Origin of the sequence: Myxococcus sp. AB036A, from assembly GCF_006547355.1 — a bacterium.
GTDB classification, from domain to species: domain Bacteria; phylum Myxococcota; class Myxococcia; order Myxococcales; family Myxococcaceae; genus Myxococcus; species Myxococcus virescens.
Map to the genome: position 1 here is coordinate 14,882 of NZ_VHLC01000093.1, position 23,382 is coordinate 38,263.

20 protein-coding genes and 6 tRNA genes are annotated in these 23,382 nt (G+C 68.5%); 22 read left to right on the forward strand and 4 right to left on the reverse strand.

The window, feature by feature from the left end; translation table 11 throughout:
- Positions 1 to 64 precede the first annotated feature (64 nt).
- From rph to FL344_RS29520, 6 genes are all read left to right on the forward strand, one after another.
- The gene (gene rph / locus FL344_RS29495; RefSeq protein ID WP_011552094.1) at positions 65 to 778 is read left to right on the forward strand and encodes a ribonuclease PH; all 714 of its coding nucleotides are present in this window, start codon (positions 65 to 67) and stop codon (positions 776 to 778) included.
- Positions 775 to 1,368, forward strand: a complete 594-nt coding sequence (gene rdgB / locus FL344_RS29500; RefSeq protein WP_141620884.1) for an RdgB/HAM1 family non-canonical purine NTP pyrophosphatase — start codon at positions 775 to 777, stop codon at positions 1,366 to 1,368. Before rph ends, rdgB begins: the two co-directional genes overlap by 4 nt.
- Before the next feature lie 76 nt (positions 1,369 to 1,444).
- A tRNA-Pro gene (locus FL344_RS29505) sits at positions 1,445 to 1,518 on the forward strand.
- Between the two features lie 36 nt (positions 1,519 to 1,554).
- Positions 1,555 to 1,628 (forward strand) — tRNA-Arg (locus FL344_RS29510).
- Between the two features lie 99 nt (positions 1,629 to 1,727).
- Positions 1,728 to 1,801, forward strand: a tRNA-His gene (locus FL344_RS29515).
- Between the two features lie 23 nt (positions 1,802 to 1,824).
- A tRNA-Arg gene (locus tag FL344_RS29520) sits at positions 1,825 to 1,898 on the forward strand.
- An 87-nt stretch (positions 1,899 to 1,985) separates the two neighbouring features.
- On the opposite strand, the gene bet is transcribed toward FL344_RS29520, so the two are convergent.
- Entirely contained in the window at positions 1,986 to 3,080 is a 1,095-nt protein-coding gene (gene bet, locus FL344_RS29525) for a phage recombination protein Bet (RefSeq protein ID WP_141592974.1), read from the reverse strand.
- A gap of 380 nt (positions 3,081 to 3,460) precedes the next feature.
- On the opposite strand from bet, the gene FL344_RS29530 reads away from it, so the two are divergent.
- From FL344_RS29530 to FL344_RS29600, 15 genes are all read left to right on the forward strand, one after another.
- Positions 3,461 to 3,533, forward strand: a tRNA-Lys gene (locus FL344_RS29530).
- 104 nt (positions 3,534 to 3,637) lie between these two features.
- Positions 3,638 to 3,719 (forward strand) — tRNA-Leu (locus FL344_RS29535).
- A gap of 106 nt (positions 3,720 to 3,825) precedes the next feature.
- Positions 3,826 to 5,103 (forward strand): trigger factor, encoded by a 1,278-nt coding sequence (gene tig, locus FL344_RS29540; RefSeq protein ID WP_141620885.1) that lies wholly within the window; start codon positions 3,826 to 3,828, stop codon positions 5,101 to 5,103.
- 21 nt (positions 5,104 to 5,124) lie between these two features.
- The gene (clpP, locus tag FL344_RS29545; RefSeq protein WP_011552098.1) at positions 5,125 to 5,745 is read left to right on the forward strand and encodes an ATP-dependent Clp endopeptidase proteolytic subunit ClpP; all 621 of its coding nucleotides are present in this window, start codon (positions 5,125 to 5,127) and stop codon (positions 5,743 to 5,745) included.
- Between the two features lie 217 nt (positions 5,746 to 5,962).
- Entirely contained in the window at positions 5,963 to 7,246 is a 1,284-nt protein-coding gene (gene clpX / locus FL344_RS29550) for an ATP-dependent Clp protease ATP-binding subunit ClpX (protein ID WP_011552099.1), read from the forward strand.
- A 198-nt stretch (positions 7,247 to 7,444) separates the two neighbouring features.
- Positions 7,445 to 9,610 carry a prolyl oligopeptidase family protein gene (locus FL344_RS29555; RefSeq protein WP_141620894.1) on the forward strand — a complete coding sequence of 722 codons (2,166 nt, stop codon included), beginning with the start codon at positions 7,445 to 7,447 and terminating at the stop codon, positions 9,608 to 9,610.
- A 198-nt stretch (positions 9,611 to 9,808) separates the two neighbouring features.
- Positions 9,809 to 12,265, forward strand: coding sequence for an endopeptidase La (gene lon, locus FL344_RS29560; protein WP_141592976.1), 2,457 nt, complete (start codon positions 9,809 to 9,811; stop codon positions 12,263 to 12,265).
- 138 nt (positions 12,266 to 12,403) lie between these two features.
- Positions 12,404 to 14,110: a peptide ABC transporter substrate-binding protein gene (locus tag FL344_RS29565; protein ID WP_141620886.1), complete on the forward strand. Its 1,707-nt coding sequence runs from the start codon at positions 12,404 to 12,406 to the stop codon at positions 14,108 to 14,110.
- A gap of 85 nt (positions 14,111 to 14,195) precedes the next feature.
- Positions 14,196 to 15,080 carry an ABC transporter permease subunit gene (locus tag FL344_RS29570; protein ID WP_141620887.1) on the forward strand — a complete coding sequence of 295 codons (885 nt, stop codon included), beginning with the start codon at positions 14,196 to 14,198 and terminating at the stop codon, positions 15,078 to 15,080.
- Positions 15,077 to 15,889: an ABC transporter permease subunit gene (locus FL344_RS29575; RefSeq protein WP_141620888.1), complete on the forward strand. Its 813-nt coding sequence runs from the start codon at positions 15,077 to 15,079 to the stop codon at positions 15,887 to 15,889. Before FL344_RS29570 ends, FL344_RS29575 begins: the two co-directional genes overlap by 4 nt.
- A gap of 104 nt (positions 15,890 to 15,993) precedes the next feature.
- Positions 15,994 to 16,455 (forward strand): response regulator, encoded by a 462-nt coding sequence (locus FL344_RS29580; protein ID WP_141592979.1) that lies wholly within the window; start codon positions 15,994 to 15,996, stop codon positions 16,453 to 16,455.
- A gap of 72 nt (positions 16,456 to 16,527) precedes the next feature.
- The gene (locus tag FL344_RS29585; protein WP_141620889.1) at positions 16,528 to 17,073 is read left to right on the forward strand and encodes a YqgE/AlgH family protein; all 546 of its coding nucleotides are present in this window, start codon (positions 16,528 to 16,530) and stop codon (positions 17,071 to 17,073) included.
- A complete protein-coding gene (locus FL344_RS29590; RefSeq protein ID WP_011552107.1) occupies positions 17,073 to 17,330 on the forward strand; it encodes a BolA family protein in 258 nt (85 codons plus the stop codon). The genes FL344_RS29585 and FL344_RS29590 overlap by 1 nt, the downstream gene beginning before the upstream one ends.
- Before the next feature lie 14 nt (positions 17,331 to 17,344).
- A complete protein-coding gene (gene grxD, locus FL344_RS29595; protein WP_011552108.1) occupies positions 17,345 to 17,665 on the forward strand; it encodes a Grx4 family monothiol glutaredoxin in 321 nt (106 codons plus the stop codon).
- A gap of 92 nt (positions 17,666 to 17,757) precedes the next feature.
- A complete protein-coding gene (locus tag FL344_RS29600) occupies positions 17,758 to 19,158 on the forward strand; it encodes a DUF2914 domain-containing protein (RefSeq protein ID WP_141620890.1) in 1,401 nt (466 codons plus the stop codon).
- 10 nt (positions 19,159 to 19,168) lie between these two features.
- On the opposite strand, the gene FL344_RS29605 is transcribed toward FL344_RS29600, so the two are convergent.
- Both FL344_RS29605 and FL344_RS29610 read right to left on the reverse strand, forming a co-directional pair.
- Positions 19,169 to 20,719, reverse strand: coding sequence for an aminopeptidase P family protein (locus FL344_RS29605; RefSeq protein ID WP_194858574.1), 1,551 nt, complete (start codon positions 20,717 to 20,719; stop codon positions 19,169 to 19,171).
- A gap of 31 nt (positions 20,720 to 20,750) precedes the next feature.
- A complete protein-coding gene (locus FL344_RS29610; RefSeq protein WP_141620891.1) occupies positions 20,751 to 21,515 on the reverse strand; it encodes a 16S rRNA (uracil(1498)-N(3))-methyltransferase in 765 nt (254 codons plus the stop codon).
- 160 nt (positions 21,516 to 21,675) lie between these two features.
- Between FL344_RS29610 and FL344_RS29615 the strand changes: the two genes are divergently transcribed.
- Positions 21,676 to 22,866 (forward strand): tRNA-uridine aminocarboxypropyltransferase, encoded by a 1,191-nt coding sequence (locus FL344_RS29615; RefSeq protein WP_141620892.1) that lies wholly within the window; start codon positions 21,676 to 21,678, stop codon positions 22,864 to 22,866.
- A 70-nt stretch (positions 22,867 to 22,936) separates the two neighbouring features.
- Here FL344_RS29615 and FL344_RS29620 read toward each other — a convergent pair.
- The coding region (locus FL344_RS29620; protein ID WP_368667454.1) for a tol-pal system YbgF family protein at positions 22,937 to 23,382 on the reverse strand (446 nt) is incomplete at its 5' end.

The following is a 23,382-nucleotide window of genomic DNA, read 5'->3' on the forward strand; positions in this document are numbered from 1 at the left end:
ACACCCGCGCGGCGTGGCTCTGGTAGAGAAGGGGACGCTCGTCCTCATTTCCCAGGAGCCTGCTGTGCGTTCCTTTCAACGTGGTGCGCTGGACCTTCGCCCCGTCGTCCTCACCCCCGGTGTCTCCCGCTACGCGGAGGGCTCGGTCCAGGTGGAGTTCGGCCACACCAAGGTGCTCGTCACCTGCTCCACGGAGGAGCGCGTTCCGCCGCACCTGATGGGCAAGGGCTCCGGCTGGGTGACGGCGGAGTACGGCATGCTGCCGCGCGCCACGCACTCGCGGAACCAGCGTGAGTCCGCCAAGGGCAAGCAGACGGGCCGCACCATGGAAATCCAGCGGCTCATCGGCCGCTCCCTGCGCGCCGCGGTGGACCTGTCCACCCTGGGGCCTCGCACCCTGACGCTGGACTGTGACGTGCTCCAGGCGGACGGCGGCACCCGCACCGCATCCATCACCGGGGCCTACGTGGCGCTGGTGCTGGCGCTGCGCTCGCTGCAGAAGGCGGGAACCATCTCCAAGCTGCCCAAGCTCACGCCGTTGGCGGCCGTGTCCGTGGGCATCGTCAAGGGCGAGGTCCGGGTGGACCTGGACTACGACGAGGACTCCACCGCGGATGTGGACCTGAACCTGGTGGCCACCGCGGACGGCCGCATGGTGGAGCTGCAGGGGACGGCGGAGCACCAGCTCTTCGACCGCAAGGCCCTGGACGCCATGGTGGACGGCGGGCTGGCCGCCATCCAGAAGCTGACCGCCGCGCAGGCGCAGGTGCTGGGATGACGGTGAAGCCCCGGCTGCTCTTCGCCACGTCCAACCAGGGCAAGCTGCGTGAGCTGCGCGGCCTCGTCGGAGACTCGGTGGAAGTGGTGTCCCTGGCGGACCTGCCTCCCGTGCCCGAGCCCGTGGAGGACGGCGCCACGTTCGAGGAGAACGCCGTGAAGAAGGCCCGCGCCTATGCGGAAGCCACGGGGATGCTCACCCTGGCGGATGACTCCGGGCTGTGCGTGGACGCGCTGGGCGGCAGGCCCGGTGTGCAATCCGCGCGCTATGCCCCGGGGGATGACCGGGCCCGCTACGAGAAGCTGCTGACCGAGCTGGCCGGCGTGCCCGACGCGCAGCGCACCGCGTCCTTCCGCTGCGCGCTGGCGCTGGTGGGGCCCGGAGGAGGGGAGGCGAAGGTGGAGGTAGGGCAGTGCAATGGCCGTATCGGCCACGCCCCGAAGGGAAGCCATGGTTTCGGCTATGACCCCGTCTTCATCCTTCCGGGCGGCGACCGGGCCCTGGCGGAGCTGACGCCGGAGGAGAAGTCGGCCATTTCCCACCGGGGAAAGGCCTTCCAGAAGATGAAGCCTCACCTGCTGGGCTTGTAGCCGTCCGGAATACGAGGCCGTCAGTCACGTCGGCCTTGCGCGTCCGTTCGGGATGGTTCAACAATGCCGGACTTCTCGGGGCGTAGCGCAGCCTGGTAGCGCACCTGCCTTGGGCGCAGGGGGTCGGAGGTTCGAATCCTCTCGCCCCGACTTGAAGTGCAGCATCGGAAGCAGGCGGCCCGGCCAGCTCCAGTAGCTCAGCTGGATAGAGCACCGGCCTTCTAAGCCGGGGGTCGCAGGTTCGAGCCCTGCCTGGGGCGCTAACCTGGCCGTAAGTCGTATTTGGGCCTTGTCAGGGTCCTGGTTTCCAAGGTAGGGAAGCCGCCGCTTCAAACGCCGTTCGCGGTAAAGCTGTAACGGCGGCCATAGCTCAACTGGTTAGAGCGCCGGACTGTGACTCCGGAGGTTGCCGGTTCGATCCCGGTTGGCCGCCCTTCTTTACCCACCCTCGAAATTGCGTTCGTAGCTCAACTGGATAGAGCACCGGGCTTCGAACCCGGGGGTTGGGGGTTCAAGTCCCTCCGAGCGCGCACCTTCCAGCAGGTTGAAGCAGGAACGCCCCCGCCACTTTCGTAGCGGGGGCGCCCCCTCACGGCCTGACGGTTTCCTGCTCAGCGTCACGCATCATGGGCCGCGCCGTTGCCGCCGCCCTTCGACGCCGGCACCCGGCAACGCAGCTCCGTCTCCGCCTCCAACGCCAGCAGGTTCTCCCGCATGGCCTTGGCCCAGCGCGCCCGGGGCTGCTCCATCAGCTTCTCGTTGGCCAGGTCGATGGACTCGCTCAGCTCGTCGTCGGAGAGCTCGGAGGCCGTCTTCCCCTTGTGGGGGCCGAACGCCACCACCACGGCGCTCGGCTTGGGGCGTGGCGCCGCGGGCTCCGGACTGGCGGCGGGCACCGCCTCCAGCGTGGACTCGCGGGGCTGCTTGGGCTGGAGCGGCACGTCGATGTTCAGCTGCGCCGCGGCGGCCTGGGGCGCGCGCGGCTCCTGGGGCGCCAGCGGCGGGAAGGACGCCTTGAGGGGACCGGGCTTGGAGCCCAGCACCTCGTAGGGGCCGCTGCCGTGCTCGTCCGAGTGTGACTCGTAGTCCTCGGCGGGCATCTCCTCCCGCACGTAGAGTCCGCCGAAGGCTTCCGGGTACGCCTTGCGCAGCGCCGCCACGCGGGCGCACTTCTCAATCATGGTGGTGGGAATCTTGGACCACAGCGGCGTCTGCTGGACGTAGCCGCTGAAGTCCAACCACACCACCACCGGCAGCTTGTCCTCGCGCACCACACGCGACCAGGCGCCCACCAGCGCGCCCTTTCGCTTGGCGGGGTTGAAGCGGTGCACCACCTCGCCTCGGCCCTGGTCCACGACGATGTCGTCCTCGGCGAACACCGCGCTCGCCTGGATGCCCTTGAAGTCCGGGAAGCGCTCGGCGCGCGCGAGCATTCCGGCCTCGGAGGGTTGGAACTCGTACTTCGTCACCCAGTTGGGCCGCTCGCGGTTGCCAGCGTTCTGCCGGCGCGCCACGCAGAAGGCCTCCTTGAGGAGCGGGTCCAGGCCACTGCGCTTGCACTGCTCGATGAAGAGGGCGAACTCGTCCTCGCTGATGCCGCGAGGGCAGATGGTCCGCTTCACGAGCTCCACGCGCTCCCGTGTCCACCCGGCGTGCTGGCCACCCTGGCCGGCCGCCGTTCCTTCCGCCTTCTGTTGGGGGTTGGCTTCCATCTCTGTCTTCTCCTGCTACGTCCTGCGCGAAAAGGGCGGACGACCTCCGTCCGCCCGCATGGTTGCCGCGGGGTGCTCGGTGCTCTCGAGGTGACTGACCGCGAGCCATCACACGCTCGCCATCCCGCCAGGCTGGGACGAACAGCGTGCTACGGCCATGTTGAACATCGGAGTGGGGCGCTCGCTTCACATGCCTGCGTCGCGCGCCGGGCCCGGCTGAAGGGCATGCGGACCAGCATCGACTCCGGAAAGCACCGGAGACGAGTCGCCACGGACAGGAATGAAGGGGGGCGTGAAAAAACGTTTTGACACAGCAGGCGGCGTTCTGTAGTTACCGCCGCCACCTGGACGCCGCGCAGGCGGCGGACCGGGGCAGTGCCGGGAGCGTAGCTCAATTGGCAGAGCAATGGACTCTTAATCCATAGGTTGTGGGTTCGATTCCCTCCGCTCTCACTGTGAGGCCCCTCCAGAAATGGAGGGGCCTTTTTGTTTTTCCGGCCTCTGCCGTCCCGTGGACGTTTCGCGGTAAGACGGTGCAGTGCACGACGGCGCAACCCGGGCGGGTGGCGAAACTGGTAGACGCGCCAGACTTAGGATCTGGTACCGCAAGGTGTGAGGGTTCGAGTCCCTCCTCGCCCATTTCGCGTTGACCCGTTCGTGCCTATCCCCTAAAGGCGCACGTCCCACTTTTCCGGCACCGCCCGAAACGACTGATTGTCTGGCGGCGGTGGCGAGCGAGGCCCGCATGAAGGTCCAGGTCGAGGAGCTTTCTCCCATTGAGAAGAAGCTCTCCATCGAGGTCGACAATGCCCGCGTGGCGGAGGAGCTTTCCCGCGCGTACTCCAACCTGGGCCGCCAGGTGCGGCTGCCGGGGTTCCGTCAGGGCAAGGTGCCTCGCCGCATCCTGGAGCAGCGCTTCCGTGACCAGGTGGAGGACGAGGTCATCCAGCGCGTGGTGCAGAGCGCGTACGTGGAGGCCATCCGCGAGCACAACGTGGAGGTCGTCGCCACGCCGCAGGTGACCAACTCCGGCCTCAAGCCCAACACCCCGTTCACCTTCGAGGCTCGCGTCGAGGTGAAGCCCAAGGTGGAGGCCAAGGACTACGTCGAGCTGCCGCTGACGAAGTCCGACACCGCCGTCACCGACGAGCAGGTGAACGAGCAGCTGGAGCGCATGCGCCAGTCGATGGCCCGGCTGGAGCCCGTCACCGACCGCGACACCGCCGCCTCCGGCGACTACGCCACCGTGGACTTCGACGCCACCGTGGACGGCCAGCCGTTCGCGGGCAGCAAGGCGGAGGGCATCACCGTGCAGGTGCAGCCCGGTGAGCTGGTGGAGTCCAAGATTGCCGCCCTGGAGGGCGTGAAGGTCGGCGAGTCCAAGGACATCGACTACGCCTTCCCGCAGGATTACCGGGTGGAGGAGGTGCGCGGAAAGACGGCGCGCTTCCACATCACGCTCAAGGGCGTGCAGAAGGAAATCGTCCCCGAGTTGAACGACGACTTCGCCAAGCAGACGGGCGTCGCCCAGTCCATTGACGAGCTGCGCACCAAGCTCCGTGAGGACATGGAGAAGGCGCGCAAGTCCCAGGTGGAGGGTGAGGAGCGCGAGGCGCTGATGAAGGCGTTGCTGGAGCGCAACACCTTCGACGTGCCCCGCGCCATGGTGGAGCGGGCCATGGACTCCATGCTGCGCGGCGCGCTTCAGCAGCTCCAGCGCTCCGGCGTGGACCCCCGCCAGCTCAACCTGGACTTCAACCGGCTGCGCGAGGACATGCGCGAGAAGGCCCTCCAGGAAGTGAAGGGCACGCTGCTCTTCGAGTCCATCGCTCAGAAGGAGGGCATCCAGGCCTCCGACGCGGACGTGGACGCCCGCATCGAGCAGCTCGCCACCGAGGCGGGCCAGCCGGTCGCCGTGGTGCAGAAGTACTTCAAGGGCGCCGACGAGCGGCTCGGGTTGTCTCTCCGACTCCGGGAGGAAAAGACGATTGAATTCCTGAGGAGCCGGGCGAAGTATTCGTAAGGTTCCCTCACCGAGGTCGACATGCCCTTCATGCCCGTTCCCTACGTCATCGAGCAGACCCACCGGGGTGAGCGCTCGTACGACATCTACAGCCGGCTCCTGAAGGACCGCATCGTGATGCTGGGCACGGAGATCGACGATGACGTGGCGAACGTCATCGTCGCCCAGCTGCTGTTCCTGGAGTCGGAAGACCCGGACAAGGACATCAACCTCTACATCAACTCGCCGGGTGGGTCGGTGACGGCGGGCCTCGCCATCTACGACACCATGCAGTACGTGAAGTGTCCGGTGTCCACCATCTGCGTCGGGCAGGCGGCCTCCATGGGGGCCGTCCTCCTGCTCGCCGGTGCCAAGGGCAAGCGTTACGCCCTGCCGTCCAGCCGCATCATGATTCACCAGCCTCTGGGTGGTGTGCGCGGTCAGGCAACGGACATTGAAATCCAGGCGAAGGAAATCCTCCGGATGAAGGCGAAGCTCAACGAGCTCATCGTCAAGCACACCGGACAGTCCATCGAGCGTGTCGAGAAGGACACGGACCGCGACTACTTCATGGGCGCGTCCGAGGCGAAGGCCTACGGCATCATCGATGAGATCCAGAATCCCCGGAAGGTCGTGGGACTGGGCAAGGAAGAGAAGAAGTAGGCGGATTGCCGAGGCTTCGGGGCCTCGGCCGGCAGCCGGAGCCGCGGGAATGCGCCCCCGCGACTCCGGCTTTCTGCTTTCTGCGTCACGGCACAGGTCCTGTTAAGTACCCGGAAGGCGCGTGGACGTTCCGGACGGGGGCTGACTAGATTGGTCCCGAGCCAGGAACGGGGTGGAGTTCGGGGGCGGGGGCCTTTCAGGCGCAGCGAGGGACGAAATGGCGGGCAAGAACGTGGAGAAGCGAGACAACCAGACCCTCTGCTGCTCCTTCTGTGGAAAGTCACAGAAGGAGGTCAAGAAGCTCATCGCGGGGCCGACGGTCTACATCTGCGACGAGTGCATCGGGCTGTGCAACGACATCATCGCGGAGGAAATCGACCGCGAGGAGACGAAGGACACGAAGCTGCGCATCCCCCGGCCCTCCGAAATCAAGGCGGTCCTGGACGAGTACGTGATTGGGCAGGAGCGGGCGAAGAAGACGCTCTCCGTCGCCGTGCACAATCACTACAAGCGCATCGAGTCCAAGGTCGCGATGGAGGACGTGGAGCTCCAGAAGAGCAACATCCTTCTGCTGGGGCCTACGGGTAGCGGCAAGACGCTGCTGGCGCAGACGCTGGCGCGCATCCTCAACGTGCCCTTCACCATCGCCGACGCGACGTGCCTCACCGAGGCCGGCTACGTGGGCGAGGACGTGGAGAACATCATCGTCAACCTGCTGCAGGCCGCCGACCACGACATCGAGCGGGCCCAGCGCGGCATCGTCTACATCGACGAAATCGACAAGATTGCGCGCAAGTCGGAGAACCCCTCCATCACCCGCGACGTCAGCGGCGAGGGCGTTCAGCAGGCGCTGCTCAAGCTCATCGAAGGCACGGTGGCCAATGTTCCGCCCAAGGGTGGCCGCAAGCACCCGCAGCAGGAGTTCCTGCAGGTGGACACCACCAACATCCTCTTCATCTGCGGCGGCGCCTTCGGCGGGCTGGACCAGGTGATTGAGCGCCGCATGGGCGGCCGCAGCCTGGGCTTTGGCGCGGACGTGCAGTCCAAGAAGCAACGCAGCCTCACGGAGCTGCTCAAGCACGTGGAGCCGGAGGACCTGCTGAAGTTCGGCATGATTCCGGAGTTCATCGGCCGCCTGCCCATCATCACCGCGCTGGAGGAACTGGATGAGGCTGCCCTCATCAACATCCTCAACCAGCCGAAGAACGCGCTCACCAAGCAGTACCGCAAGCTCTTCGAACTGGACGGCGTGACGCTGAAGTTCACCGACGGCGCCCTCAAGGCCATTGCCAACGAGGCCATCCGCCGCAAGGCGGGCGCCCGTGGCCTGCGCTCCATCCTGGAGTCGGCCATGCTGGACGTGATGTACGAAATCCCGTCCCGCAAGACGGCCCGCGAGGTGCTCATCTCCGAGGAAGTGATTCTCAAGAAGAGCGAGCCGGTGGTGCTGCACGCCCAGCCGGAGAAGGAAGCCGCGGAGCCGAAGAAGGAATCCGCCTGACGCCTGGGCCCCTGTCAGGGGGCCCGGTGTTGTCCGATTGACGAGGCGCGTCACGGAACCACCTGGTGTGGTCCGGGCGCGCCTCTTTCGTCAGGGGAGGGGCCGGGCTTGCGTTGGCCCCGCCACACTTTTTGTGGGACGGCCGGGGGCCTTTCTGTATGTGCTGGGCCCATGAGAAAGCTGCTCGTTCCCGCCCTGATGTCGCTCGCGGCGTGTGCCTCCCAGAAGGAGGCCGCGCGTGATGAGCTGCCCGCGGCAGCCTCCGCGGCCCCCGTATCCGAGGAGTCTCCCCGCATGTCCTACCCGGCGACCCGGGCGGAGCAGGTTGTCGACACGTTGCACGGCGTCCAGGTGGCGGATCCGTACCGCTGGCTCGAGGACGAGAAGGCCCCCGAGGTCCAGACGTGGATGACGGCGCAGAACGCGCACGCCCGCGAAGCGCTGGCGAAGTTCCCCGGCCGTGAGGCCCTGGCCGCGCGCTTCAAGGAGCTGTTCTACACCGACTCCGTCTCCACCCCGTCGCGCCGCAACGGGCGCTTCTTCTACGTCCGCACCCACAAGGACAAGGAGAAGGCCATCCTCTACTGGCGCCAGGGGGAGAGCGGGCCGGAGAAGGTGCTGTTGGATCCGAACGGCTGGAGCAAGGACGGCACCGTGTCCCTGGGGACGTGGGCCGTGTCCTGGGACGGCAAGAAGGTGGCCTTCGCCCAGAAGCCCAACGCCGCGGATGAGGCAGTGCTGCACGTCATCGACGTGGACTCCGGCGAGTGGTCCAAGGTGGACGTCATCGAGGGCGGCAAGTACGCCACGCCCAAGTGGACGCCGGACAGCAAGGGCTTCTATTACGAGTGGCTGCCCACGGACCCGTCCATCAAGGTGGACGAGCGCCCCGGCTACACCACCATCCGCTACCACACGCTGGGCACGGAGCCGTCGAAGGACACCGTGGTGCACGAGCGCACCGGCGACCCGACGACGTTCCTCCAGAGCGACCTGAGCCGCGACGGCAAGTACCTGTTCGTCTACATCCTCCGCGGCTGGAGCGAGAACGACGTCTACTGGAAGCGGCCGGGTGAGAAGGACTTCCGGCTGCTGGTGAAGGGCGCGGGCGCCAAGTACGAGGTGCACGCCTGGAAGGACCGCTTCTACGTCCTCACCGACGAGGGCGCCCCGCGCCAGCGCGTCTTCGAGGTGGATCCGGCGAAGCCGGCCCGCGCGTCGTGGAAGGAGATTGTCCCCGAGGACCCGTCCGCGTCCCTGCTGTCCGTCAGCATCGTCGGCGGGCACCTGTCGCTGGAGTACCTCAAGGACGCGACGTCCGAGGTGCGCGTGGCCACGCTGAAGGGCAAGCCGGTGCGCACGGTGCAGCTGCCGGGTGTGGGCGCGGCGTCCAACCTGGTGGGCCTGGAGGACCTGGATGACGCCTACTACGTCTTCACGTCCTTCACCACGCCCCGCCAAATCTACAAGACGTCCGTCAGCACCGGGAAGTCGGAGCTCTGGGCCAAGGTGGACGTGCCCATGAACCCGGAGCAGTACCAGGTGGAGCAGGTCTTCTACGCGTCCAAGGACGGGACGAAGGTGCCCATGTTCGTGGTGCACCGCAAGGACCTGAAGCGTGACGGCAACGCACCCACGCTGCTCTACGGCTACGGCGGATTCAACGTGAACATGGAGGCCAACTTCCGCTCGAGCATCCTGCCCTGGCTGGACGCGGGCGGCGTGTACGCGGTGGCCAACCTGCGCGGCGGCGGCGAGTACGGCAAGGCCTGGCACGACGCCGGCCGCCTGGACAAGAAGCAGAACGTCTTCGACGACTTCCACGCGGCGGCCGAGTACCTAGTCCAGCAGAAGTACACGCAGCCCAAGCGGCTGGCCATCTACGGCGGCAGCAACGGCGGCCTGCTGGTGGGCGCGGCCATGACGCAGCGGCCGGAGCTGTACGGCGCGGTGGTGTGCGCGGTGCCCCTGCTGGACATGGTGCGCTACCACCTCTTCGGCAGCGGCCGGACCTGGATTCCGGAGTACGGCACGGCGGAGAAGCCCGAGGACTTCAAGACGCTGCACGCCTACTCGCCCTACCACCACGTGCGGCCGGGCGTGCGCTACCCGGCGCTGCTGATGATGGCGGCGGACCACGACGACCGGGTGGACCCCATGCACGCCCGCAAGTTCGTGGCGGCGGTGCAGAACTCGCCCGGAAACCCGGCGACGGCGCTGCTGCGCATCGAGGCCAACGCGGGCCACGGTGGCGCGGATCAGGTGGCCAAGGCCATTGAGTCCAGCGTGGACCTGTACTCGTTCCTGTTCCACGCCCTGGAGGTCCAGGGGGCACAGGGTGGGGTGGCGGCGCAGGGCCGCTGACACCCCAAGCGGACGCCCGAGGGAGCCTCGGGTGTTCCCTTGATGGCAAGACGCCGTTCCCCAATCTTGAGGCGGGGAACGGCGCCGCGAAACGCCGTGTTATAGAACTGCTGCATCCCGTACGAATGCTCGGCGAGCGAGCAGACGGGCAACTCTTCTAGGGGCCTGCAACTCCGAGGGCCCGCAGGTGGCGGATACATGTTCTTCGGACGTGACGACAAGAAGGAAGCCCAGAAGCGGGGTTTGACGGTCCCGCTCTTGCCCCTTCGGGACATCATCGTGTTCCCGCACATGGTGGTGCCGTTGTTCGTCGGCCGGGAGAAGTCCATCGCGGCGTTGAAGGACGCGATGGCGCACAAGGGGCCGGACGACAAGGCCGTCATCCTGCTGGCCGCGCAGAAGAAGGCCAAGACGAACGACCCTACCCCCGACGACATCTTTCACTTCGGTACGCTGGGCCACGTCATCCAGCTCCTCCCGCTGCCCGACGGCACGGTGAAGGTGCTGGTGGAAGGCGTGCGCCGCGCCAAGGTGAAGAAGTTCCACCCCAACGACGCCTTCTTCATGGTCGAGGTGGAGGAGGTGGAGGAGCAGACGGAGAAGACGGTGGAGCTGGAAGCGCTCGTTCGCAGCGTCCACTCCGTCTTCGAGGCCTTCGTCAAGCTCAACAAGCGCATCCCGCCTGAGATGCTGATGCAGGTGGCCAGCATCGACGACCCGGCGCGGCTGGCCGACACCATCGTCGCGCACCTCTCCCTGAAGCTGAACGACAAGCAGGCCCTGCTTGAGACGGAGTCCCCGGCCAAGCGCCTGGAGAAGCTCTACGAGCTGATGCAGGGTGAGATCGAGATTCTCCAGGTGGAGAAGAAGATCCGCACGCGCGTCAAGAAGCAGATGGAGAAGACCCAGAAGGAGTACTACCTGAATGAGCAGATGCAGGCCATTCAGAAGGAGCTGGGTGAGCGCGACGAGTTCAAGAACGAGATTCAGGAGATTGAAGAGAAGCTGAAGAACAAGCGGATGAGCAAGGAGGCCACGCTCAAGGTCAAGAAGGAGCTGAAGAAGCTCCGGATGATGAGCCCGATGAGCGCCGAGGCCACCGTCGTCCGCAACTACATCGACTGGATCATCAGCCTCCCCTGGTACGACGAGACGCAGGACCGTCTGGACGTCACCGAGGCGGAGACGGTGCTCAACGAGGACCACTACGGCTTGAAGAAGCCGAAGGAGCGCATTCTCGAGTACCTGGCCGTGCAGCAGCTGGTGAAGAAGCTCAAGGGCCCCGTGCTGTGCTTCGTCGGCCCTCCGGGCGTCGGCAAGACGTCGCTGGCGCGCTCCATCGCTCGGGCTACCGGCCGCAAGTTCGTGCGCCTGTCGCTGGGCGGCGTGCGGGACGAGGCGGAGATTCGCGGCCACCGGCGCACGTACATCGGCGCGATGCCGGGCAAGCTCATCCAGTCGCTGAAGAAGGCGGGCAGCAACAACCCCGTCTTCCTGCTCGACGAAATCGACAAGATGTCCACGGACTTCCGTGGCGACCCGAGCGCGGCGCTGCTGGAGGTGCTGGACCCCGAGCAGAACCACAACTTCAACGACCACTACCTGGACCTCGACTACGACCTGTCCAAGGTGATGTTCATCTGCACCGCGAACACGATGCACAACATCCCCGGTCCGCTGCAGGACCGCATGGAGGTGATTCGCATCGCGGGGTACACCGAGCCGGAGAAGCTCTCCATCGCCCGGCGCTACCTCATCCCGAAGGAGCAGGAGGCCAACGGGCTGGCGGACCTCAAGGTGGACATCTCCGATCCGGCGCTGCGGACCATCATCCACCGCTACACGCGTGAGTCGGGCGTGCGTTCGCTCGAGCGTGAGATTGGTGGCGTGTTCCGCAAGATTGCCCGCGACGTGCTGAAGAACGGCAAGCGGGACATCGAGGTGGACCGGAAGATGGCCATGAAGTTCCTGGGCACGCCTCGCTACCGCTACGGCGTGGCGGAGCGCGAGGACCAGGTGGGCATCGTCACGGGCCTCGCCTGGACGGAGCTGGGTGGCGAAATCCTCACCACCGAGGCCACGGTGATGCCGGGCAAGGGCAAGCTCATCATCACCGGCAAGCTGGGCGAGGTGATGCAGGAGTCCGCGCAGGCGGCCATGTCCTACGTGCGCAGCCGCGCCGAGCGCTTCGGCATCGACCGCAAGGTGTTCGAGAACTACGACATCCACGTCCACTTGCCGGAGGGCGCGATTCCGAAGGATGGTCCGTCCGCCGGCGTCACCATCTGCACCGCGCTGGTGAGCGCGCTCACCCGCGTGCTCATCCGCCGCGACGTGGCGATGACGGGTGAAATCACCCTGCGCGGACGGGTGCTCCCCATTGGCGGCCTGAAGGAGAAGACGCTGGCCGCGCACCGGGCGGGCATCAAGACGGTCCTCATTCCGAAGGCCAACAAGAAGGACCTGAAGGACATCCCGCTCAAGATTCGCAAGCAGCTGCGCATCGTCCCGGTGGAGTTCGTGGACGACGTGCTGCGCGAGGCGCTGGTGCTGGAGAAGCCGGAGGAGTTCGGCCGCAAGCCGGCGACGACGGACGGCGGCAAACTGGGTGGCACCACGGAGCTGCCGGCCTCGCCGGCGGTGGCCCCGGCCTAGCGTCAGACAGACAGCACCCGGTGGGCCGCCGCGCCTGCCGGGCCGAGCTGAAGGGAAGCCAGGACGCCGGACGACCAAGGTCGCCGGGTTCCTGGCTTCTCCTTTTCTGGCGCCTGGACCTTCGGGGTAGAAGGGGCCTTGGTGGCTCCGCGCGCTCGACTCCGGTGGTGGTGGTACCTGCTGGCCGTGTGGGCCGCGTCGTGTGGGCCGTGCGGCTTCCAGCCAGAGCCCGGCGTGAAGGTGGTGGTGCCGGCCATGCCCACCACGCTGGATTGGAGCCACTCGGACCCGGACAGCTGGGCGAACTACCCGGTGATGCTGGCCACCCAGCGCGGGCTCACGCAACTGGGGCCGGACCACGGCGTGGAGCCAGGGCTGGCCGAGCGGTGGGAGCGCGTCACGGATGGGCAGGGGCGGGACGTCTATACGTTCCACCTGCGGCGGGATGTTCGCTGGTCGAATGGCGCGCCGTTGGACGCGCGTGACTTCGTCGTGGGCTGGCGGCGCGCGCTGCAGGGCCGCGAGCGCGGGGAGATGGCGGACCTGGAAGGGGCCTCCGAGGCGCTGGCGCTCCAGGAGCGAGGCGCGCCGGAGGCCGAGGTTCGCGCCGCGTTGGAGCGCGTGGGCGTGGAGGCCGTGGACTCGCACACGCTTCGGGTGACGCTGGCGCGGCCGCGCAGCTACTTCCTGGCGCGCGTGGCCAATGTGTACCTGTTCTACCCGGCGCCCTCGGCGGACCTGGAGGGGAAGTCGGACGAGGAGGTTCGGGACTACTTCGACCGTCCGCGCGAGGGCCGTCCCCTGGCGCTGGGGCCCTACCGCGTCGAGCGGTGGGACCGCGCGGGGGAGCGGGTGCGGCTGGTCCACAACCCGGCGTCGGCCTTTCCTCCGCGGATGGCAGAAGGGGAGACGCCCGTTCCGGTCATCACGCTGATGAAGTCGGAAATCGGCCCGGCGCTGTACGAGCGGGAGCGGGTGGACTTCGTCTTCGTGGACAGCGCCGCGGCGCTGCGCATCCACCGGCCGGACGACTTGCGCCGCGAGCCGTTGCTGTCCACGTACTTCCTGGCCTTCAACACGGAGAAGGCGCCGCTGGACAGGCCCGAGGTGCGGCGCGCGCTGTCCCGGGCGCTGGACCGCGAGGCACTGCTAGCGGGGCTGCTGCCCGCGGCGCGGCCGTCTCATGTGTTGCTGCCGCCGGAGCTGCCAGGGGCCGCGACGCCGGAGCAGGCCGCGCGGCTGCCGCGCTACGCGCCGGAGCAGGCTCGGGCGGAGCTGGCGGGTGTGGCGGGGCTGGAGCGGCCGTTGCGGCTCGTCTACCGGTCGGGGGATGGATTCGTTCCCGAGGTGGCCATCGCGGAGCGGGTGGCCGCGCAGCTCGCGCGCGTGGGTGTGCGGGTGGTGCTGGAGGCGCGCTCGGATTTCTCGGCGGAGATTGCCCGGCGCTCCGCGCAGGGGCCTCGCACGTACGACTTGTACCTGAGGCGCCTGGGGGCGGATTACGCGCACCCGAATACGTTCTTCACGCTGTTCGAGCGTGAGGGCAATCACCAGACGGGGTGGGAGACGCAGGCGGGCGGCGAGCCCCTGGCGCGCTTCGAGCGGCTGCTGGAGGCGGGGGACAGCGCGCCGGATGAGGCGACTGCCCAAGCGTCATATGCCCAGGCCCAGGAGGTGCTCGTGGGGGAACAGGCCGTGATTGCGCCCCTGTACCACCCGGACCGTTATTACCGCGCGCGCTCGCGGCTTCGCGGGCTGGACGTGGACCCCTTCAACTTCCTGGCGCTGCGCGCGCTTCGCCTGGGGGCGGCGTCGGATGCGCCCCGGGCGGAGGAGTCGCCGTGAGCGACAGCGGTATTCATGGCGGCTTGGGGCACATGCGTGCTTCGCGCGTGGCTCGTGGCGTCGTCCTGCGCTCAAGAGGTGCGCCGTGAGGGCCATCGCCCAGCGACTGTTGCGGCAGGTGGTCCTGGTGCCTGTCGTGGCCGTGGCGTCGTACTTCCTCATGGCCTCGCTTCCGCTGACCACGGAGACGGACGCGAAGCGGCAGGTGTCGCGTGAGCTCGCGGCCTCGTACCGGAGGGACTTGGGCATCGGCGAGCCGCTGGGCTTCCTGCGCCCGTGGGAGAAGCTCTTTCGCGGCGAGCGTCTGGGCACGAGCGCCCAGGGCATCACCGGCGATGAGCTGCTGACGAAGCTGTCTGGCAGCGTAGGCGTGGGCTTGATGGCGCTGCCGCTCGCGCTGACGTGGGCCCTGGGCTTTGCCTTGCTTCGGACCCGGTGGAGGAAAGGCCGGTGGGCCGCGCTCGGGGATGTGGTGCCCGCCGTGGCGTTCGGCACGCCCGTCTTCATCCCCGCGCTGCTGCTCGCGCCCGGCGTGGTGGAGCGTGGTCACCTGCTGCCGGAGCTGTGCGCGGCGCTGGTGACGTCCATCTGGCCCGGCATCTTCCTGGGCACGCTCGTGGGCGACTCGCTGGAGGCGGAGTTGTCGCGCGACTACGTGCGCACCGCGCTGGGCAAGGGCCTGTCGCGCGCCGCCGTGCTGCGCCGTCACGTCCTGCCCAACGTGTGGCCCGCGATGCTGGACGCCGTGGGGCCGGTGGCCACGTCGCTGCTCGCCGGTTCCTTCGCCGCGGAGCGCGTCCTGGGCCTGCCGTACTTCGGCCAGCTCTACGTCCTCGCCGTGCTCAACAAGCAGGTGGCCGTCGTCGTCGTCGCCACCACCACCTTCGCGACCCTGCTCGTCATCGTGAGCCTCGCGGTGGAGGTGCTGCGCTACGTCGTGGACCCGCGCTCCCGGGAGGCCTCGGCATGAGCCGCGTTCCCGTGCGCGCCCGCGTCGGCCTGGTGCTCCTGGTGGGACTGGGTCTGCTCAGCCTCGTGGCGGGGCGGCTCTTCCCGGAGGCCCTGGCCAGCACCTGTCCGCTGGGCATGGACCCCACGCGCCCGGACCGCACCGTCTGCGAGCTCGCCTTTGGCGGGCTCTGGGTCTCCCTCGCAGTGGGGCTCGCCGCGGGCGCGCTCTCCACGTTCATCGGGCTCGCCGTGGCCGCCGTGGCGCGACTGTCCGGCGGCGCGGTGGAGCAGACGCTGCTGCGCGCCGTGGACGCCGTCTTCGCCCTGCCGGACGTGCTGGTGGTGATGGTGCTCCAACTCACGGGGCAGTCGCTCTCCGACGCGGGCGCGGGCGGCGGCCTGGGCCCCTTCGGCCTGATGGTCGTCTCGCTGGCCCTGGTGGGCTGGGCGGGGCCCGCGCGCATGTTCCGCAACCGCCTGGCGACGCTCGAATCCCAGGAGTACGTGGCCGCGTCCCGGGCGCTCGGCGGAGGCGGCCTGCACCTGCTGCGCGTCCACCTGTGGCCCGCGCTTCGACCCTTCGCGCTCGCGGTGTTCCTGTCGCGGCTCCCCGCCGCCATCCTCACCGAGTCCACCGTGAGCTTCTTCGGCATCGCCCGGATGGAGCCCATGTCCCTGGGCCGCTACCTGGGCACCAGCTACGCGGCCCTCATCTACGAGGGCGGCGGCCGGGTGGTGCTGCCCGCCTGGGCGCTGCTCGTGCTGCTGGTGCTCGGTGCCTCGCTCGCCTCCCAGGCGCTCTCCGGGTCCCCTCGCCGGGGGACCTGACGAGCGCTGGAGTTGGGGCCCCCGCCCCGGTGCGACGTGGAATTCCCAACGTTGGGGAAGGCGTTGTCCACACACGGAAACCTTTTGCCCACATTGGTGCCTCCATGTCCCTGACGCCTAGCGAAGAGCTTGCCACCTTCACCGAACTCGACAGCCGCGAGCGCGAGGAGCGCACGGACTTGCTCAAGCTGGAGCCCGCGCGCGCCGCGGTGCTCGTCGTCGAGGATGATCCATCCCACCGCGAAATCCTCGTGGAGATGCTGGCGGGCTGGGGCTACGAGCCCCTGCCCGTGGGCAGCGCCGAGGAGGCTGAATTCGCCGTGCGCAACAAGCGCATGGACGCCGCCATCGTCGACGTCTTCCTGCCCGGTCGCAGCGGCGCCACGCTGATGTCGCGGCTGCGCGAGCGCTTCCCCCAGTCCGTCCTCATCGGCGTCAGCGCCCTGAGCGACGCGGCCATGGCGCGCAAGTGCAAGGGCCTGGGCGCGGACCTCTTCATCGGCAAACCCCTGGATCCCCAGCGGCTGGCCGAGGCCCTCCAGTCCAGGCATACGAGCTGGCACTGATGCCCCCTCTGGCCAGGGGCGCCGGGGCGGGTTCCGGTTGCGCCATCCGCGTGAACGGTTGATGCTCCTGGGGTGAAGAACCTCGCTCCCGGCTTGCTGCTGGCCATGCCCCAGCTCGGCGACCCGAATTTCTATCGCTCGGTCGTCTTGATGCTGGAGCACTCGGAGACGGGCTCCATGGGGCTCGTCATCAACCGGGGGGCCCCCCTGACGCTCGGTGAACTGGCGCGCGGGCAGAACCTGGGCATCGCCGCCGGGCGGAAGGAGCATGCCGTCTACCTGGGCGGCCCGGTGGAGCCCCAGCGGGGCTTCGTCCTCCACGACGACACGGAGCAGCGGGAGAAGCACTCGGTGCTGCCCGGCCTGTTCCTGAGCGTGACGCTGGACGCGCTGGGGCCGCTCCTGACCAATCCGAACCCGCGCCTGCGCTTCTGCCTGGGGTATGCGGGCTGGGGCCCGCGCCAGCTGGAGAGCGAGATTGCCGCCGGCTCCTGGCTCTTCACCGAGGCCACCGCGGAGGCGGTGCTTGGCCACGAGCCGTCGAAATTGTGGGATACGACGCTGCGTGGCATGGGGGTGGACCCCGCCATGCTGGTGATGGGAAGGGGAATGAACTGATGCTCGACGCCGAATTCATCCGGGCCCGCATCCTGGAGGCCCTGCCGGGCTCCGAGGTGGAGGTGCGGGACTACACCGGGACGGGAGACCACTACGAGGCCCGGGTGGTGAGCCCCGACTTCGCTGGGAAAGCCATGGTGCAGCAGCACCAGCTCGTCTACGCGCCGCTCCAGCAGTGGCTGAAGAGCGGCGAGCTGCATGCGCTCGCGCTAAAGACCTATTCTCCCGAGCAGTGGAAGAAGCTCGGGACTCGCTAGAAGGAGCGGTACCCATGACGCCTGAACTCAAGGCCCGGTTGGAGCAGGAGACCCGGTCGCACAAGATTGTGCTCTTCATGAAGGGCAACGCCCTCTTCCCCCAGTGCGGCTTCTCCGCGCGGGCGCTGCAGCTGCTGCAGCCCCTGGGGCAGGTCCACACGGTGGACGTGCTCGCGGATCCGGAGATTCGCCAGGGCATCAAGGACTTCACCAACTGGCCCACCATTCCCCAGATTTTCATCAACGGGCAGTTCGTCGGCGGCTCCGACATCCTGATGGAGCTGGCCGAGCGCGGTGAGCTGGCCGACCTGGTCGCGGGCAAGAGCCCGGCCTAGCGGAAGACGGGGCCTCGGGGTGTGACGGGCGAGGGGAGACCGATTCCCCTCGCTGCGGCTAGGATGGAAGGCCGCCGCCCCGAGGAACCTCCGTGGTCACTGCTACCCGTCACAACACGCCCGAGAATCCGGACGAAGCCTCCGCCGAGGTGCCCAACGCGGGCCCCGCCGTCGAGGCGAACGTCCCCGTCGCAGAGAACCACGCAGCCGTCGCCCTGACGGACACCGTGTTGCCGGCCCAGGCGCCGGGCGTGGTGGTGGACCCGGACGACCTGGTCGACACGGCGAAGACGCCCACCCTCATGGACAAGGTGCAGCAGTTCCGCGCCCGCCATGAGAAGTGGGAGATGGCCGTCTTCTTCTTCGGCGGCTTCATCTACGACGTCCTCACCATCAGCCGCATCGATGACACGCTGACGCTGGCGCAGAACTTCGGCTACCTGCTGGTCCTCACGGGACTGCTGCTGCTGGAGCAGCGCTACCCGGATGGCGTCGAGCCGCCGAAGTTCCTGCAGAAGGTCTGGCGCTGGCGCGAGGACGGCATCCACTTCCTCTTCGGAAGCCTGCTCAGCGCGTTCATGCTGCTGCTCTTCAGGAGCACGTCGGGCGCGCTGCCCTACCTGTTCGTGGTGGGCCTCTTCGCCCTGCTGGCGGCCAACGAGTTGCCCCTGTTCCGCAGGCTGGGGCCCATCATGCGCATGGTGCTGCTCAGCCTGTGCGTGACGATGTACTTCGTCTGCCTGCTCCCGGTGGTGCTGGGGCGCATGGGCTTCTGGGTCTTCCTGCTGGCCGTCGTCATGGGCTGCGCGAGCATCTTCGGGGTGATGCGCCTCATCCGGCGCTGGCGGCCGGACAACCGGTACCTGCTGCGCAACGTGGCCATCCCTGGCTTCGGCGTGCAGGCCGCGCTGCTGGGGCTGTACCTGGTGGGCGTGATTCCGCCGCTGCCCGTGGCCGTGCAGTTCGCGGGCATCTACCACCAGGTGGAGCGGGTGAGCCCGGGCATCTACCACCTGTCCTCGGTGGACTCCGGCGCCTGGTACAAGCCGTGGACGTGGGGCGGGCCGGACTTCCTGATGCAGCCGGGGGACAAGCCCTACTACTTCTTCCGCATCTTCGCGCCGAAGCACTTCCAGTCGTACAAGGTCCGCGTGCGCTGGTACTTCGACGACCCGCAGAAGGGCTGGACGACGTACGGCAACGGCTTCATGGCCACCGTCAGCAGCAACGGCACGGACGGCGGCTACCGTTTCTACGCGACGACGTCCAACCTGAAGCCCGGCAAGTGGCGCGTGGTGCTGGAGACGGAGGCCGGGCACGAAATCCACCGTCTCAACTTCACCGCCGGGCCGGATGCGAACCCCGGGCCCCGCGTCTTCGACGTCGCCGTGTCCACGCTCAAGGACGTGAAGCCCCTGGCGCTGTCGGAGTGGCAGGAGCGGGCCGCGGCCGCGGCGGCGAAGCCCGCCACCGCCGCGCCGAAGCCGAAGTAGCGCGCCGGGCCTACTTCTTCTTGCCCTTCCGGGCGGCCTTGTCCGCCGCCCAGAGGGACTTCATCCACGCCTCCACGTCCTTCGCCTTGCGGGGGATGTCGGCGGAGAGGACCTTGCAGCCGCGCGCGGTGACGACGACGTCGTCCTCGATGCGCACGCCGATGCCCCGGTAGCGCTTGGGCACGGTGAGGTCGTCCATCTGGAAGTAGAGGCCGGGCTCCACCGTCAGCACCATGCCGGCCTGGAGCTTCCCGTACTTGTAGGTCTCCTGCCGGGCCTGGGCGCAGTCGTGCACGTCCAGCCCCAGCATGTGGCTGACGTTGTGGAGCGAGTAGCGCTTGTAGAACTGGTGCTCGTCCTTGAGCGCTTCCTCGGCGTCCTCGAGGATGCCCAGGGCCTCCAGGCCCTCCGCGAGCACGCGCATGGCCGCGCGGTTGGGCTCCATGAAGTCGTTGCCCGGCTTCACCTCGGCGAAGGCCGCGTCCTGCGCCTCCAGCACCAGCTCGTAGATTTCGCGCTGCTCCTTGGAGAACTTCCCGGAGATGGGCAGGGTGCGCGTGATGTCCGCGGTGTAGAGCGTCTGGCCCTCCACGCCCGCGTCCAGCAGCAGCAGGTCGCCGGGAACGAGCGGCCCGTCATTGTGGTGCCAGTGCAGGATGCACGCATGGGCGCCGGAGGCGGCGATGGTGCGGTAGCCCACGTCGTTGCCTTCCACGCGGGCGCGGAGGTTGAAGATGCCCTCCACGTAGCGCTCCGTCTTCGCCGTCTTCAGGCCGCGGATGACGTCCTCGAAGCCGCGGTGCGTGGAGTCGATGGACGTCTGGAGTTCACGCAGCTCCTGCGCGTCCTTGAGCAGCCGCATCTCCGACAGCGCCTGGGCCAGCCCCTTGTCCTTGTTCTTCTCAGCGGGCTCCGGCACGGCGCCGTCCACCTTGGGCGACAGGCCGCGCAGCAAGCGCGTGGGACGGCTCGCCGCGCCGCTGAGGCCGGAGAGGAAGTCCGGCAGCTCGTTGAGGCTCCGGGCCTGGTCCACGCCGTAGCGGGCCTGGCTCTCCTTCACGCCCAGGCGAGGGCCTTCCCACAGCTCCCCCTTCACGCGGTCGGTGAAGAACGTGGCGTCGGTGCGGCCCGGGTTCGGCTCCACGAAGAGCACGTCGGTGTGGCCCCCCTTCTCCTTGGGCTGGAGGACGAGGACGCAGTCCGGCTCCAGGTTGCCGGTGAGGTAGTAGAAGTCGCTGCCCGGCCGGAAACGGAAGTTGGTGTCGTTGGCGCGCACCTTCTCGTGGCCGGTGGGAATGATGAGCGTCTCGCCGGGGAACAGCTTGGAGAGCGCCCGGCGGCGGGCCTTGAAGGCCTCTGCCTGCTTGATTTTCGGGGGCAGCTTCTTCGCGCGCGGCTTCCACGACTTCATCATGAAGTCGAGCAGGGCCGGCGGCGGCACCGTGTCGTGCGTGGCGGGCTTCGCGGGCGCTGCCGCGGGGGCCTGCTCCTCGGAGGTAACAATCGGCTGTTGCTCGCCCAGGGCGGGCTGAGCGGCGGCGGAAGAACGGGTCGTGGCCATGGACAACTCTTCACCCGACCACGGCGCGCCTTCAAGTCAGAGTTGTCGTGGGCGGTGCCGCAATGTCCTCCCGAAGAAGCGCCACCTGCCCCAGGAGGACGGGCACGGCCGTCTCCACGCGAAGAATGCGGGGCCCCAACGAAAACGGGTGGAAACCATGGGCTTCCAGGAGGTCGGCCTCGAAGGGCACCCAGCCGCCGTCCGGTCCAATGGCCAGTACGACGCGCTGGGCCAGACCCACGCCCAGCGCTCGGAGCGACTGCCTTGCGGGCGGGTGGGGGAGCAGGCGGAGCGTCTGGGGGCCGAAGAAGGCGTCGAGCTCGTCTTCGACGAAGGGACGGAAGCGCTCTCGGACCAGCACCTCTGGGAGGCGCGTGTCCCGGGCCTGCTCCAGTCCCTGGATGAGCAGCTCGCGGACGAAGGCGGGGTCCAGCACCTTGGAGTCGAAGTAGCTCTTCTCCACGCGCGCCGCGTTGAGCAGCACGATGCGGTCCACGCCCAGCGAGGCCACCGCGGGCAGCACCTTCTTCAGCGCCTTGGGGCGGGGGATGGCCAGCAGCAGGTCGATGCCCGCGCGCGGAGGCGGAGGCTCGGTGAGGGTGACGCGCAGGTGCAGCACGCCAGCGCTGTTCTCCAGCACCTCGCCGGTGCCGGTGAGGCCTCCCAGGTGTCCTACGCGAAGGGACTCGCCGGGCTCGGCGCGCAGCACCTCGCGGGCGTGCTGGGCCCGCCGTCCGGTGAGGCGCGCGGTGCCGTCGGGCAGGAAGTCTTCGTCCAGGAGGAGCAGCAGGTTCACCGGGCCTCTGTACTCCGTCGCCTGGAGGCTTGGGGAATCTTCGGTCCAGGGGCGCGGTGCCCGGCCGCCGTTGCCCCGGGGAAGCCGGCCCCCGGGCACCCGGCCTGCCCGGCCCTCCCGTGGTGGGACTTGCCCCTGCTCGGAGCGTGCCGTAAAGGCGATGGCCGTGCGTAACCTCTGCCTGCGTTGCCGCCGTCCCGAGAGCGCGTGTTATTGCGCGCAACTGCCGCCCCGGTTGGAGACTCGCACGCGCGTCGTGTTCCTCCAGCACCCGCGCGAGAGCCGCGTGGCCATTGGCACCGCGCGCATGGCGCACCTGTCGCTGAGCAACTCCGAGCTGCATGAGGGCGTGGACTTCACCGGCCACCGGCGAATCGAGGAGCTGGCCGCGCAGCGGGACTCCGTCGCGGTGCTCTTCCCGGGCGAGGACGCCATCACGGTGGAGGAGGCGCGGCTGAATCCTCCCAAGACGCTCATCGTCGTGGACGGCACCTGGCCGCAGGCGAAGAAGGTCGTGTCGCGCAACCCGGTGCTGGCCGGGCTGCCGCGCATCGGCTTCGTGCCGCGCCGGCCCAGCAACTATCGCATCCGCGCGGAGCCCGCGGACCACTGCGTGTCCACCATCGAGGCGGTGGTGGAGATGCTGGGCATCCTGGAAGGGGACGCCGCGCGCTTCGACACGATGCTGCGGGCCTTCGAGTACATGGTGGATACGCAGTTGGAACGGCAATCCACGCGCACCTCACCCAATCGGCGCCGCATCTACTTCGGGCCGTGGCGTCCACCGCTGGAGCTGCGCGCGCTGGCGGAGCGCTTCGAGAAGCTCGTCGTCTTCTACGGGGAGGCGAACGCGCACCCCGCGGGCGGCGAGGAGATTCCCACCGAGCTGGTGCACGCGGTGGCGTGCCGTCCGGCCACCGGCGAGCGCTTCGAGGCCATCATCGCGCCGGAGCAGCCCCTGGCCTACAGCACGCCGCTGCACGTGGAGTTGTCGGAGGACATCCTCCGCGCGGGCGAGCCCCGGGCCGAGGCGATGAAGCGCTTCGAGGCCTTCCTCCGCCCCGATGACGAGCTGGCGGTGTGGACCACGTTCGCGCTGGACCTGCTGTGGGCGGGCGGCATCACCCGGCGTCCGGCGAGCAGCGTGCGCCTGGCCACCGCGCGCGCGCTGAAGGGCAAGGCGGGCGGCGTGGAGCAGGCGATGACGCTGTTGCAGGGGCCGGAGTTGCCGCAGTGGGCCCCGGGCCGCGCGGGCCGGCGCATCCGCGCGCTGGAGTCCGTGGTGCGCGAGCTGGTGGCTCGCGGCAACGCCACCGAGCCACCTCAGAAGCTGCCGCGCACGGGCAGCTGAGGCCGAGGCCCGTTCCCGTCCGCGCTGTGCGTCGCGGGCGGGCACATGGGGCCGTCAGCTCCCACGCGCCTCAGGGCAGCAGTCCCGTCTTGGCCTCCTTGGCGTAGCGCCCTCGCGGGAAGTCGTTGAGGTACTGGCGGTATTCGTCCTTGGCCCGGTGCGATTCGAGCTTCTCCTCGAAGCACCGCGCTCGAAGGTAGCGCGCCTGCTCGCGGTGGGACGCCCTTGGGCTGCGCTGGGCAATCTCGTCCAGGCCTACCAGGAAGCTCTCGCACTTGCGCGAGTTCACCTTGAGCCGGGCGTAGCCCAGGAATCGCTCGTCGGCGTCCTTGGACATCAGCGCCATGGGAATCAACGGCTCGCGCTGCTTCGGTGATTGCTTCGCCACGGCCTCCGGAGGCGGCTGGGGCTCCGTCGCGGGCGGCCTGGGGACGTTCACCGACGGCACGGGGTAGGGCGCGAACTCGTGGTTCGGGTCCACGGGGGCCGGGGGCGCGGTCGGGGTGCTTCCCGCGG